Below are 13,752 nucleotides of genomic sequence, written 5' to 3' on the forward strand. Positions count from 1 at the left end.
TTAAGTTCGACGACCTTGCTAACGGCTTTCGCTCTGATACGAAACAATCAATTTTTCCAGCGCGGCCCACGTGAGACGCACTGCATCCGGCAAGTGCAGGAAGCGTGCGTCGTGATGCAGGCCGAGCGTGAAGCTGTACAGTTCGAACAGCATCAGCTGCGGATCGGTATCGGCGCGCAGATGCCCTTCTTCCATCGCCTGCGAAATGGCACGAGTGAGCGCTGCACGCCAGATCGTCACGCTCGACACCAGTTGCTCGCGCACCGGGTTATCCCCACGGTCGTCATACTCGACCGCGCCGCTGATGTAGATGCACCCAGTGGTGACTTCCTGAATGCGTTTCTCAATCCAGCGGGAGATCATCGCGCGCAAGCGCGGCAAGCCACGAGGCTCACGCAAGCTCGGGAAAAACACCTCGTCTTCGAAACGACGGTGATATTCGCGCACGACTTCCACCTGCAGATCCTCGCGCGACCCGAAATGCGCGAACACACCGCTTTTGCTCATCTGCATGCGCTCGGCCAGCAGCCCAATCGTCAGACCTTCCAGTCCGTCGCGGCTTGCCAGATCAAGTGCTGCTTCGAGAATCGCGACTCGTGTTTGTTCGCCTTTTCGCATAGCTTTTTTACCGTTCTAATGTGACCGAAAGAAAATCGAACGGCCGTACTATTATTGAGTGCTGCCGTCCGCGAAACAAGGACTTTATTAGAAACCGGTTTCTAACCTAGTTTCAATTCTGCGGCATCCGTCAATCAGACGAAGGAGATTTTTTAGAGGCGTTTGCCTTCTTTTTTTGCCTTGCCTTGCGCAAGGACGACATGATGCAGCAAGCGAGGGGGCATCGGGAAGAGTTTGAGAACGGTTTGACGGCCGTATGTGAGCGTCAAGTGCCGCGTGGCGGCGGCGCGTGGAGATGAACTGAAACCCTCACCATCTACAGAATCATGGGGCCTGTCGAACGACCTCCTCCTGCAAAGCGGCGACGACACGTGCCAGCACGTCGTCCCAGTTACCGCGCTCGAACTGCGTGAAGAGACGCAAGCCGGGATACCAGGGACTCTTTGTCCCGTTCATCCAGCGCCAGCAGCCGGGGAACCGGTTGAGTAGCCAGACCGGCTTATCCATCGCCGCGGCAAGATGAGCCACGGATGTGTCGACGGAAATCACCAGGTCGAGGTTCTCGATGAGCGCCGCAGTCTCCGCGAAATCATGCAGTTCGTCGGTCCAGTCGAGCAGTTGCGCCTTGCTCGCTTCATCCGGGCGCTTCGCGTCGTCGTCTGTTTTTTGCAGGCTGATCCAGCCGACGTTCGACACGTTCAGCAGGGGTGCGATCGACGCCGACGTCAGGCTGCGCCTCTTGTCGAAGTTAATGATTGAGTGACCTCCCGCCCAAACGATACCCACGCGCGGCATGGCTCGTGGCAACGAATCGCCGAGCCTGGCTCCCCACCAGCTGGCGCGCGAAGTATCCGCGTATAGATACGGCATTTCAGCCGGAATGGTGTCGATGCGGGTCTGAAATGCCAACGGCAAGGACATCATCGGACAATGCCAGTCCCAATCGCCCAGATCCGCGGGCACCGAGTCGAGCAACACAATGCCGGGCCAGCGCGAGCACAGAGACTGCTCATACAGGCGCCGCAGCGATGGCGGGCAGACATAGTCAACCCGCGAAAAACGCTCAAGCGCCAACGGCAGATAGCGCACGAAGTGCAGGCTGTCGCCCAACCCCTGCTCGTGGAGGACCAGCAGACTTTCTCCGCCGGAATATGGCTGCGCCGGATCGTTGGACGGATTCGGTTTCTCGCCGCGCCAGCGCGGCAGCGATACGCCGATCGGGACTGGGCACGGACGCCCATTGCTATCCTGTTGGCTGACCCAACGATCTTCGTAATAGGGCCACGCTTCGTCGTATTGCCCCTTGGCAAGCAGCGTTCGGCCAAGATTGTGGCGGGACGTCGGCTTATCCGGCACGAGCGCAATGGCGCGCCGGTAGTGGAATTCGGCCGTATCCGGAGCGCCGAGTTCCTGTAGTGCAAAGCCCAGATTGTTATGGATCGATGCATTGTCCGGGTCGAGTTCAAGTGCGCGGCGGTAGCTAATCACCGCTTGGTCGAGCACATCCAGTTGTTGCAGGGCCCACGCCAGGTTGTAATGGAATGCGGCGAAGTCCGGGTCGAGCGTCAAGCCCCGTCGGAGACTCTCGATGGCATCATTGAACGCGCCCAATTTGAATTGAATGGAATAGAGCGTGTTGTAGAAGTTGGGTTCGGCGGCAACTTCTAGCGCTCGCGCTACCCAGCGCTGCGCGGCCTCGGCATCGCCCAACGCGAGCAGTGACAAACCGCCCAGGTGCATGGCGTGAGCATGCTCCGGTGCATGAGCAAGGATTTCGTCGACGTGTGCCGATGCGATATCAAAACGCCCCGCGTAGTAGGCGTCGACGGCTTTCTGGTAAAGGTCTGCAATGGGATCGGAAAGATCCGGGGAAGGGAGCGTCATGGGGGTCAACGGATAAGAGAATCGGCCGGCGAGTGGCGCTTTTCGCGCAATCGCCTGAGCAACGCCCCGGACTGACTCGATACGCGTGAAAGGTAGCACTGCAGTCGAGGTCAGACCGCGCGGATCGTTATGGAGCGCCGATTGTGCGTACTACGGTCACAATCGTCTCTAAGAACAGTCCTAAACGCGGGTCGCTCGTGCCGACGCCCCACCTCGTCCACCGGCCATGTCGCGCCGCCCGCCCCCCGTGACTCGGCCACTTCCCGATGCGCATTCGCGCACTAATCGTAACCACCCACCGTCAACAGCTTCATCGCCGCCCGGTAAGCCGTGTAGGCCAGCCAGTTGAGCAACCGCTCGCCGGCCGGCCGGGCGTCGTAGTGCGCCTCGTCGATCCGGCGCGAATCCTTGAACGCGGCGAGGATCGCGGCGCGTAGCTTGTCGATTGCCGGGTCGTTCACCAGCACCACGTTGGCTTCGTTGTTGAGCATCAGGCTCAACGCGTCGAGGTTCGACGAACCGACCGTCCCCCAGTTCGAATCCACTACCGCGACCTTGCCGTGCAGCATGGTTTTCTCGTACTCGGCGATCTGCACGCCGGCCTTGAGCAGCGCCCGATACAGGAACGGCACGGCGTAATCGAGCGCCTTGAACTCCTTGCGCCCGATGATGAGCTTCACGTCGACGCCGCGCCGCGCCGCGAACACCAGCGCACGCCGCAGCTTGCGGCCCGGCATGAAGTACGGGTTGGCCAGCAGCACTTCGTTGCGTGCCTGGCCGATCGCAGTCAGATACGCCTTTTCGATGGCGCGGCGGTTGATCAGGTTGTCGCGCGCGACGAAGGCCACGCAAGGTTGACCGCCGGCCCAGAGCGCCTCGTTGCGATTGCGGCGCCGGCGACGCAGTGTGCCGAGCGACGCCACGGTCTTCGGCCCAAGATCGGGCTGCAGAGATTCCAGAGGCCGATGCCCGAGGCGAATCCGCCGCCATTGCACCTCGAACGCCTCGCGGATATCGGCGACCACGGGCCCTTGCAATTCCACCGCGAAATCCCAGCGCCGGTAAGGCAGCCTCTCACCGTTGTTCTCGTAATCGTCGACGATGTTGATGCCGCCGCAGTAGCCGAACTGATCGTCCACCACCGCGATTTTGCGATGCGTGCGCGAGAAGCCGAAGCGGCCGAACAGATGCGGGTTATAGATGCGGTGGTCGATGCCGGCGAGCGGCCATTCGTTGAACATCGGCAAGCGCGCGGTGCCGATGCCGTCGGTAATCACCCGCACGGTCACGCCGCGCGAGGCAGCGCGCAGCAAAGCCGCGCTGACGGCCTCACCCGCGCTGTCGTCACAGAAGATATAGGTTTCCAGAACCACGTCGCGCTGCGCCGCATCGATACGCTCGATCAACGCGGCGAAAAACTCGTCGCCGGAACATAGCAGCTTGACCTCGTTACCGCTGGTGAAGCGGTAGCGCTGCCAGTAGCGGCGGCCGAGCAGCGATTGCCGGAGTCGGGCAAAACGGCGCGCGCCGCCGACGCTCACCGGGCACGCTCCCCGGGCTGGCCATTCAGGCGCCCAGCAAGCCGCTTCGGCAATTGCAGGATCGCGTCGGCATTCGACGACGAAAAGCAGCGTGAGGCCGCTTCTTCATACGGCAGCCACAGAAACGCGGTGTGCTCGCGCGGCGCGAGCGTCACCTCGATCTGCTCGGGCACTTCCAGGCTGAACCAGTGCTCGGTGTTGTGAATCACGCCCTCGGCATAGCGATGCCGGAACTGAGGGTAGATCTCATACTCGATCGCATACTGCCAGTCGTACAGCGCACTCGGCGGCACCAGCTTGCTGCCGACCACAATGCCGGTTTCCTCGGCCACTTCGCGGGCCGCGGTCTCAATGAAGGGTTCGTCGATCTGGTCTTTAGAACCGGTCACCGACTGCCAGAAATCCGCGTGATCGGCGCGCCGGATCAACAGCACGTCGAGCGCGGGCGTGTGGATGACAACGAGTACGGATTGCGGAATCTTCGGCGGTTTCGGCATGGCGTAAAAAACTGGGCGCAAAAACTTGCGCGGTACATGTCGGTGGTCGGTTCGGCTAGCGGTCCGGTGATCGATCGGGACCGGTTGCTTCGACTGTAACGCAAAAAACGAAAAAGGCGCATCACGCGCCTTTTTCGTTTGCTTCTCCGTGTACCTCATGCGGCCATATTCAGGCCGCTTCGGTTTGCTCCGGTTTGCTTCGGCTTAGACCTTCGGTTCCGGCTGGCGCAGACGGATGTGCAATTCGCGCAGCTGGCGCTCGTCCACTTCACTCGGCGCCTGCGTGAGCAGACACTGCGCGCGTTGCGTCTTCGGGAACGCGATCACGTCGCGAATCGAATCGGCGCCGGCCATCATCGTGATGATGCGGTCCAGACCGAATGCGATACCACCGTGCGGCGGCGCGCCGTATTGCAGCGCGTCGAGCAGGAAGCCGAACTTGGCTTGCGCTTCTTCCGCGCCGATCTTCAGCGCGCGGAACACCTTGCTCTGCACTTCTTCACGGTGGATACGCACAGAACCGCCGCCGATTTCCCAGCCGTTCAACACCATGTCGTAAGCCTTGGCGAGACAGCGCGCCGGATCCGTTTCCAGATACTCGAGGTGCTCGTCTTTCGGGCTCGTGAACGGGTGATGCGCGGCGACGTAGCGGTTGTCTTCCTCGTCGTACTCGAACATCGGGAAGTCGATCACCCACAGCGGCTTCCAGCCGGATTCGACCAGGCCGTTGGCCTTGCCGAATTCCGAATGACCGATCTTCAGACGCAGTGCGCCCAGGCTGTCGTTCACCACTTTCGCGCGATCCGCCGCGAAGAAGATGATGTCGCCGTCTTGCGCGCCGGTGCGCTCGATGATCGCCTTGACCGCTTCGTCGTGCAGGTTCTTGACGATCGGGCTTTGCAGACCGTCACGGCCCTTTGCCACTTCGTTGACCTTGATCCACGCGAGACCCTTCGCGCCGTAGATACGCACGAATTCCGTGTAGCTGTCGATGTCGCCACGCGAGAGTTCGCCGCCCTTCGGCACGCGGATCGCCGCGACGCGGCCGTCTTTCGTGTTGGCCGGCGTGCTGAACACCTTGAAGTCGACGTCTTTAACTGCGTCCGTCAAGTCGGTGAATTCGAGCTTCACGCGCAGGTCCGGCTTGTCCGAACCGAAACGGCGCATGGCTTCCGAGTACTCCATGACCGGGAATTTCTCGGCCAGTTCGACGCCGATCGTTTCCTTGAACACGTGACGGATCATCGCTTCGAACAGATCGCGAATTTCCTGTTCCGACAGGAACGAGGTTTCACAGTCGATCTGCGTGAATTCCGGCTGGCGGTCGGCGCGCAGGTCTTCGTCGCGGAAGCACTTGACGATCTGGTAGTAGCGATCGAAGTTCGCCACCATCAGCAACTGCTTGAACAGTTGCGGCGATTGCGGCAGCGCGAAGAACTGGCCCGGGTTGGTGCGCGACGGCACGAGGTAGTCGCGCGCGCCTTCCGGCGTGCTCTTGGTGAGCATCGGCGTTTCGATGTCGATGAAGCCCAGCGAGTCGAGGTACTTGCGCACTTCGATCGCGACGCGGTAACGCAGACGCAGGTTGTGCTGCATCTGCGGACGGCGCAGGTCGAGCACACGGTGCGTGAGGCGCGTGGTTTCCGACAGGTTGTCGTCGTCGAGCTGGAACGGCGGCGTGATCGAAGGGTTCAGCACGATCAGCTCGTGGCACAGCACTTCGATCTTGCCGCTCTTGAGCGAAGCGTTCGTGGTGCCTTCCGGACGAGCACGAACCACGCCCTTGATCTGCAGACAGAACTCGTTGCGCACGCCTTCGGCCGTCTTGAACATTTCCGCGCGATCCGGATCGCAGACGACCTGAACGAGGCCTTCGCGGTCGCGCAGGTCGATGAAGATGACGCCGCCATGGTCACGGCGGCGGCTTACCCAGCCGCACAGCGAGACAGATTGGCCCAGCAGTTCTTCGGTCACCAGACCGCAGTATTCAGATCTCATCGACATGATGTTTGTCTTTCGTTTTGCATTAGTTGAACGGGCGCGCAGCAATCAAACACGGTTTGAAGCGCTGCGCACCGGCATTACAGCGGAGGCTCGACTGTCGTGCGGCGCACCGGCGCCGGCGGCGCGGACGGCGCCACGACGCCCATCGAGACGATGTACTTGAGCGCGGCGTCGACTGTCATGTCGAGTTCGATCACTTCGCTCTTGGGCACCATCAGGAAGAAGCCGGACGTTGGATTCGGCGTAGTCGGCACATACACGCTGACGTGATCTTCTTTCAGGTGGTTGAGCACGTCGCCGCCCGGAATACCGGTCAGAAACGCGATCGTATAGGAGCCGCGGCGCGGATACTCGATCAGGAGCGCCTTGCGAAACGCATTGCCGCTGCTCGACAACAAAGTGTCCGACACCTGCTTCACGCTGGTGTAGATCGGGCCGACCACCGGAATGTGCGCGACCACGACTTCCCACCACTTCACGAGCTTCTGGCCGATGAAGTTTTGCGTCAACAGACCGACGACAAAGATGAACGCCAGCGTAAGGACCGCGCCGAGGCCCGGCAAACGGAAGCCGAACAGGCGCTCCGGTTGCCATGCGCTCGGCAGCAGCAGCAGCGTCTGGTCCATCGTGCCGATGATCAGGCCGAGCACCCACAGTGTGATAGCCAGAGGCACCAGCACCAGCAGGCCAGTCAGGAACACCGATTTGAGCGTCGTTTTTTTCGTCGTCATGTGTACCGCCAGAAAGCCGCGCAAGCCGGTATCCGACGCGCGGCGTGTGCGCCGCCCGCGAGGGCGGCAGACCTACTAGGCGCTGCCGGAACCGCTCGAACTCGTCGATGCGGCGGGTGCGGCAGCAGGCGCGGCAGGCGTTGCGGCTGCGCCCGATGAAGCGGCGGCGGCCGTGCCGTTGGCCGAAGCCGTGTCGGATTTCGCTGCGCCGTCATTGCCGGCTGCGGCGTTTTCGCCCGAATTCGCATTCGAGCCGCCATTCGCGTCGGGCTTGGCCGACGCGCTCGCGCCAGCATTACCGCCGCGGAAATCGGTTACATACCAGCCGGAGCCCTTCAACTGGAAACCGGCTGCAGTCACCTGCTTGCGAAATGTGTCTTTTCCGCACTCGGGACACTGCGTCAACTGGGGGTCGCTCATCTTCTGAAGCACGTCCTTCCCGAAGCCGCATGACTCGCAACGATAAGCGTAGATCGGCATGAACTTTTCCCTACTGAAATCTTGTAAACGCTTGCAAAGCCTTGAATTATAGCCGCATATGGCTAGTCGCCCGTGAATTTCAGGGACAAACGCCGGACGCAGCCGCCGTCCACGTAAATGGGGGCGGCTGCTATCGAATCAAGTGCGCCTCGAACATGGTGACGCCGCGCTCAACCACGGCGGCGCCAGGTCATCCAGCGCTCGCGGCCGGCAAACACGGCAATCGAGTCGCTCACAGCCTCATCTTCGATCAGATCGAAATGCGGCATGAGCAACGCGTCGAGCTCGGCACGCTCGATGCCGAACGGTGGCCCTTTTGGCGTCGCACCCATGAAATAGAAACCTGCCAGCAACGCACCCGCCGGTAACAATTCCGCCATCCGTTGCGCGTAGTCTGCGCGGCGCGCCAACGGCAACGCGCAAAGGAACGCGCGCTCGTAGACCCATGCTGGCGTGAACGGCGGTTCGTAAGTGAAAAAGTCGGCCTGCTCGACCAGTTGCGCATGCTGCGCGCCCAGTTGCTCGCGCGCCGCAGCCACGGCGGCTGGTGAGAAATCGATCGCTCGAACCGGATTGCCCTGCTCGGCCAGCCAGAGCGCCTCGTAGGCACTGCCGCAGCCCGGAATCAGCACGGCGCCGCCGCTGTGCCTGCTGGCGAAAGATTGGAACGCGGACGGCACGCCGGCCTGATCCCACGGCATGAAATGGCGTTCGAAGCGTTCGTCCCAGAACTCAGGCGAGTTGGGATCGCGGCTCGCGAAATCAGGCGCGGAGGGCTGGGTGGGATCGCTCATGGGAGGCCTCGTCAGGATCTGGATCGAAATTAGGCGCCGTAGGCGAAGGCCAGAAACGCCCGCGCCGCCACCGCGCCGACGCCAACCGCCACGCCGAACAGCAGCAACCCTTGCAGCAACCGGTTGGTGCGCTTCTGCTCCAGCAGGATCTGGCGAATCATCTCGTCGTTCGCGCCGCGCGCGTTGTCGTGACGCTCGGCCAGCACGTGATGAATCAGGCGCGGCAACTGCGGCAACGTCTTGCTCCACTGCGGCGCTTCGATCTTCAGCCGCTCGTACCAGCCGCGCAGACCGATCTGCTCGTTCATCCAGCGTTCGAGATAGGGCTTGGCCGTCTTCCACAAGTCCAGTTCAGGATCGAGCGAGCGGCCGAGCCCTTCCACGTTAAGCATGGTTTTTTGCAGCAGCACCAGTTGCGGCTGGATTTCCACATTGAAGCGGCGCGAGGTCGAGAACAGGCGCATCAACACCTGGCCGAGCGAAATATCCTTCAATGCGCGATCGAAATAGGGCTCGCACACCGCGCGGATCGCACTTTCCAGTTCTTCGACCCGAGTAGTAGGCGGCACCCAGCCGGACTCCAGATGCAGCGTGGCCACGCGGTGGTAGTCACGCTTGAAGAAAGCGAGGAAATTCTGCGCGAGATAGTTTTTGTCGAAATCCGACAGCGCGCCGATGATGCCGAAGTCGAGCGCGATATAGCGGCCAAAGTGCGCCGGATCGAGGCTCACCTGAATGTTGCCCGGGTGCATGTCGGCGTGGAAAAAGCCGTCGCGGAAGACCTGGGTGAAGAAAATTTCGACGCCTTCGCGCGCCAGCTTCGGAATATCGACACCCGCCGCGCGCAGCGTTTCCACCTGGCTGATCGGCACGCCGACCATGCGTTCCATCACCAGCACCGTGGGCGTGCAGAACTCCCAGTACATTTCCGGCACCAGCAGCAGATCGAGCCCGGCAAAGTTGCGGCGCAACTGGCTGCCGTTGGCCGCTTCGCGCATCAGATCGAGTTCGTCGTGCAGATACTTGTCGAATTCGGCCACCACCTCGCGCGGCTTGAGTCGCTTGCCATCGGCCCACAGGCGCTCGGCCCACACCGCGATATCGCGCAGCAACGCCAGGTCGGAGTCGATCACCGGCAGCATATTCGGCCGCAGCACCTTCACGGCGACCGCCTTGCCGGCGTGCTGCCCCGCTTTCACCTTCGCAAAGTGAACCTGCGCGATAGACGCGCTCGCCACCGGCACCCGCTCGAAATCGTCGAACAGCACGTCGACCGGCGCGCCGAGCGACTTCTCGACCAGTCCGATCGCCACCGCCGAATCGAACGGTGGGACCTGATCCTGCAGCTTGGCCAGTTCATTGGCGATATCGACCGGCAGCAGATCGCGCCGCGTAGACAGCACCTGGCCGAACTTGACGAAGATTGGCCCGAGACTTTCGAGCGCGAGCCGCAAACGCACGCCCGGTGGCGCGTCAAACTTGCGGCCGATGGTGGTGATACGCAGCAATAGACGCACACGCCGGTCGTTGACACGGCTGAGCATCATCTCATCGAGACCGAATCGGATGACCGTGAAGAAAATCTTGAGGAAACGCAGAAAACGCATAGTTATGCCCAGTGACTAGCGCGTGCCGCGCGACGTGGCGGCGCCGCCCGGCGCATTGGCGCCGTGGGCTTCGACCTTCTGTTCAAGACGCTCGATGCGCTTTTCCACTCGCGCCAAAGCGTCGCGGGCGCGGGCCAATTCGGCGTTGAAATCTTCCAGCGCGACGCGCCGTACCAGTTGCGGATTTTCGTCGAGAAGATATTCGGCGGCGGTGTCGAGCAGGTTGCGCCCGGTACGCCGCGCATGTTCGCCAACCGTACGCACGACCGACGCGACCCGCCACGCCGGACCGTCACCGATCAGCTTCGCCAGATCCTCTTCCGGCTCCCAGCGCAGATGCTCGGCGAGCCTGGCGATCACAGTCGCAAATTCGGCGTCGCCGTCGATCTTCACGTGCTTCATCACCGCCGCCTGGCCGCCTTGCATGAAGGCCGGCAGCGCGTCGGACGGTACCGAGATGGTCACGTCGAACTGTTGCGTATCGGTTTCGCCGACGGCGCCCAGATAGCCGTCCGGTTGCACCAGCAGCATCAGCGTGACCGGCGGGCAGGACAGTCTGGCGGTCTTGCCCGCGTACGGGGCGAGGCGCTCTCGAGCCCACGATTCGCGGGCGAGCAGGTGATTGACGGCAGCAGCGAAGGGCTTGGCGGCGAGGGTCATTGAGAGTGGCAAGAAAAAACCCGCGCGGGCGAGGTGCCCGCGCGGGTTCCTATTGTAACGTCCGTTCGCTTCGCGGCCTGCTATGCCGAACGGCCAATGCTGTGTGCGAAGTCAGGGTTCGCAGCGCTGCCCCGGCTTTGTCTCGCGGCAACTTTAGTGCTGCACCACTTGCTGGATACCGGCCAGCAGCCAGCCTTCACCCGGCCGGTTCGACTTCGTCAGGTTCCACACTTCGACGAACGGCTCAGCCGCCGCACCCGCCGATTCACGGATCAGGCCGGAGAAGCGCACGCTGGCGAAGTACTCGGTCGCACGTTCTTCAACGCCCAGCAACTCCGCATTCAGTTGCACCACGTCCGTCTGATTGGACTCGGCGCCGCGCGACGACAGATCGACCTTTACTTCGGCGAACATTTCCGGCGTGGTGAATTCACGGATGTCTTCCGTGTTGCCGACGTCCCACGCGGCTTGCAGGCGCACGAAGTACACCTTGGCGTTGCGCAGGAACGCGTCCGAATCAAAGCCGGCCGGCACGACCGGGGCGGTATTGATCGACGGCGTGCTCAGCGGGTTGCCTTGCGGTTCGAGGTAGGAGCCCGTGGGCGGAGCGGTATAACGCGGTTCCTGCGTGTAGCCGGTACCACCCGCATTCAGCGACGGCGAGCCGCCGGCGTAGGCCGGTTGAGCCGTGTCGCGTTTGCGGCCCATGAAACGGCGGATCAGCCAGATGCCGATCATCGCGAGCACCGCAATCACAATGATGTTGGCCATGGCGCCGGCGAATGCGCCGCCCAGACCGAAGTGCGACAACAGCGCCGCGATACCGAGACCGGCCGCAAGACCGGCGATCGGTCCGAGCCAGCGCGAGCGGTTAGGCGCCGCCGCAGGTGTCGGCGCAGGAGCCGGTGCCGGCTGCGCGCGCTGCTGCATCGCCTGATTGCTTTGGGAAGGTTGCGACGGGGTCGATTGTTGCTGAACCGTGTTCGACTGACGGCCAATACTACGGCCACCGCCCATGCGGCGAGCTTCCGCATCGAGCGAGGCGAGAGAGCCGGCCATGATCAGACCGACCATCGCGATCAGTCCGATTCTTCTCACCAACGACCGCCCAACCTTACGGGGAGATAACACACCTGAATCGGACATTTTCGTACTTTCCTTTAAAAATCGATGGGTTAGGGACCCTAGTATTTGGTCCCCACATGTAAAGCTACCACGCCAGCTGACAAATTGTAATATTTGACGCCGTCCAGGCCCGCTTGTTCCATCATTGTTTTTAAAGTTTCCTGGTCCGGATGCATCCGGATCGATTCCGCCAGGTATCGGTAGCTCTCGGCGTCCTTCGCAAAGCGGTCGCCAAGCCACGGCAACACCTTGAACGAATAGACGTCGTAGACCTTTTTAAGCGGATCCCACACTTTCGAGAATTCCAGCACCAGCAGACGGCCCGCCGGCTTCAACACCCGGCGCATCTCGGCCAACGCCACGTCCTTGTGGGTCATGTTGCGCAAACCGAAAGCCACCGTCACCACATCGAAGTAATTGTCGGGAAAGGGGATTTTTTCGGCGTCGCAAAGCAGTGCCGGCGTGATCACGCCCTTATCCAGCAGGCGGTCGCGGCCCACGCGCAGCATCGATTCGTTGATGTCGGTGTGCCAGACTTCGCCGGTTTCGCCCGCCTGTTTTGCGAACGCCTTCGACAGATCGCCCGTGCCGCCCGCGATATCGAGCACCTTGAAGCCCGGCCGGACGTTGGCCTGGGCGATCGTGAACATCTTCCACGCCCGGTGCAACCCGCCCGACATCAGGTCGTTCATCAAGTCGTAGTTGGAGGCGACCGAGTGGAATACGCCCGCCACCTTCTGCGCTTTTTCCTGTTCGTCGACCGATTGAAAGCCGAAGTGGGTTTTGCTCATCGCGCTCGTCCTTTCGCGTATTCTGAAATATGTTGCGCCGCATCAGTGCGGCGATCAGGGCGAATCGTATCAGTGACAGTGCCCGTGCGCAGCACCGGCTGGGGTCATTGGCGTATCACGGTCAACACCGGCCGCTGCCAGTTTGGCGAGATATTCGCGCCAGAGTTCATCCTGACGGACGGCCATGTCGTGCAGCAGGTCCCAGGAATAGATGCCGGTGGAATGCCCGTCGGAGAAAGTCGGCTGTATCGCATAGTTGCCGACGCCTTCGATCATCTTGATCGTGACCTCGCGCTTGCCGGTTTGCAGCGTCTCCTGGCCGGGCCCGTGGCCCATCACTTCCGCCGATGGCGAATACACGCGCAGCAACTCGAAAGGCAGGCGATAGGTTTCGCCATTTGCGTATTGCAGTTCGAGCACGCGCGATTTGGAATGCACGACCACGCCGGTCGGCACGGGAGTATTGGGAGTCAGTCCACTCATGTTGACCTCATATAGAAAACGCCAGGCCGTCCCGAGTTTCCGAACCCCTCGGCGCATCTGGCGCGCAACGCCAGACTCAGGGACGTTCAGCCAAAAACCTGTTCGATTTCCTGCCGCACCGCTTCGCGCAGCAGGGTAGCCTGCGCGCGGCGCGACGACAGCATGGCTTCGGACACCGTGCGTTGGCGCGGCGCCCAGATCGGCAGTGGGAAGTGAGCGTCGTTCGAAAAACGCGGAATCACGTGCCAATGCACGTGCGGAACCTGGTTGCCAAGACTCGCCAGGTTGACCTTGACCGGCTGAAGAATGCGCCGGACCGCTCGCTCGACCGCATACACGGCCTGCATTACGCGATCCCGGTCGGTTGCGGCGAGATCCGAAAACTCGGCGACATGCCCGTTCCAGATCACCCGGCAAAAACCCGGGTAATCGTGTTCGTCGGCGAGGACGACACGCAGCGTATCGTCCTGCCACAGCACATCACCGCCATCTTCACGGCAAAAAACGCATTCCATCGTCGTCCTCAGGCAAAAATCG

Annotated in this window: 14 protein-coding genes; all 14 read right to left on the bottom strand. The window is 61.8% G+C overall.

The annotated features are described in order from the left end of the window. Positions 1-18: 18 nt before the first annotated feature. Positions 19-618 carry a TetR/AcrR family transcriptional regulator gene (locus GH665_RS18465; protein ID WP_046566835.1) on the bottom strand — a complete coding sequence of 200 codons (600 nt, stop codon included), beginning with the start codon at positions 616-618 and terminating at the stop codon, positions 19-21. 324 nt (positions 619-942) lie between these two features. After that, positions 943-2,502, bottom strand: coding sequence for a tetratricopeptide repeat protein (locus tag GH665_RS18470; RefSeq protein ID WP_153138586.1), 1,560 nt, complete (start codon positions 2,500-2,502; stop codon positions 943-945). A 281-nt stretch (positions 2,503-2,783) separates the two neighbouring features. Next, positions 2,784-4,043: a cardiolipin synthase ClsB gene (gene clsB, locus GH665_RS18475; RefSeq protein WP_153137338.1), complete on the bottom strand. Its 1,260-nt coding sequence runs from the start codon at positions 4,041-4,043 to the stop codon at positions 2,784-2,786. Next, positions 4,040-4,540 carry a dihydroneopterin triphosphate diphosphatase gene (gene nudB / locus GH665_RS18480; protein WP_153137340.1) on the bottom strand — a complete coding sequence of 167 codons (501 nt, stop codon included), beginning with the start codon at positions 4,538-4,540 and terminating at the stop codon, positions 4,040-4,042. Before nudB ends, clsB begins: the two co-directional genes overlap by 4 nt. Before the next feature lie 204 nt (positions 4,541-4,744). Beyond that, on the bottom strand, positions 4,745-6,544 hold the full coding sequence (gene aspS, locus GH665_RS18485; RefSeq protein ID WP_120347544.1) for an aspartate--tRNA ligase: 1,800 nt from the start codon (positions 6,542-6,544) through the stop codon (positions 4,745-4,747). A gap of 77 nt (positions 6,545-6,621) precedes the next feature. After that, the gene (locus tag GH665_RS18490) at positions 6,622-7,275 is read right to left on the bottom strand and encodes a DUF502 domain-containing protein (RefSeq protein WP_153137342.1); all 654 of its coding nucleotides are present in this window, start codon (positions 7,273-7,275) and stop codon (positions 6,622-6,624) included. A gap of 75 nt (positions 7,276-7,350) precedes the next feature. Continuing rightward, positions 7,351-7,755, bottom strand: coding sequence for an FmdB family zinc ribbon protein (locus tag GH665_RS18495; RefSeq protein ID WP_153137344.1), 405 nt, complete (start codon positions 7,753-7,755; stop codon positions 7,351-7,353). Positions 7,756-7,925: 170 nt separating this feature from the next. Beyond that, positions 7,926-8,549: a methyltransferase domain-containing protein gene (locus GH665_RS18500; protein ID WP_153137346.1), complete on the bottom strand. Its 624-nt coding sequence runs from the start codon at positions 8,547-8,549 to the stop codon at positions 7,926-7,928. 29 nt (positions 8,550-8,578) lie between these two features. Next, on the bottom strand, positions 8,579-10,156 hold the full coding sequence (gene ubiB / locus GH665_RS18505) for a ubiquinone biosynthesis regulatory protein kinase UbiB (RefSeq protein WP_153137348.1): 1,578 nt from the start codon (positions 10,154-10,156) through the stop codon (positions 8,579-8,581). A gap of 15 nt (positions 10,157-10,171) precedes the next feature. Further along, positions 10,172-10,816, bottom strand: coding sequence for a ubiquinone biosynthesis accessory factor UbiJ (locus GH665_RS18510; protein WP_153137350.1), 645 nt, complete (start codon positions 10,814-10,816; stop codon positions 10,172-10,174). Positions 10,817-10,969: 153 nt separating this feature from the next. After that, positions 10,970-11,962, bottom strand: a complete 993-nt coding sequence (locus GH665_RS18515) for a Tim44 domain-containing protein (protein WP_153137352.1) — start codon at positions 11,960-11,962, stop codon at positions 10,970-10,972. Between the two features lie 38 nt (positions 11,963-12,000). Beyond that, entirely contained in the window at positions 12,001-12,732 is a 732-nt protein-coding gene (ubiE, locus tag GH665_RS18520) for a bifunctional demethylmenaquinone methyltransferase/2-methoxy-6-polyprenyl-1,4-benzoquinol methylase UbiE (RefSeq protein WP_153137354.1), read from the bottom strand. A gap of 69 nt (positions 12,733-12,801) precedes the next feature. After that, positions 12,802-13,215 carry a gamma-butyrobetaine hydroxylase family protein gene (locus tag GH665_RS18525; protein WP_153137357.1) on the bottom strand — a complete coding sequence of 138 codons (414 nt, stop codon included), beginning with the start codon at positions 13,213-13,215 and terminating at the stop codon, positions 12,802-12,804. An 86-nt stretch (positions 13,216-13,301) separates the two neighbouring features. After that, entirely contained in the window at positions 13,302-13,730 is a 429-nt protein-coding gene (locus GH665_RS18530) for an HIT family protein (RefSeq protein ID WP_153137360.1), read from the bottom strand. Between the last annotated feature and the right edge of the window lie 22 nt (positions 13,731-13,752).

The organism is Paraburkholderia agricolaris (genome assembly GCF_009455635.1).
Classification (GTDB): Bacteria; Pseudomonadota; Gammaproteobacteria; order Burkholderiales; family Burkholderiaceae; genus Paraburkholderia; species Paraburkholderia agricolaris.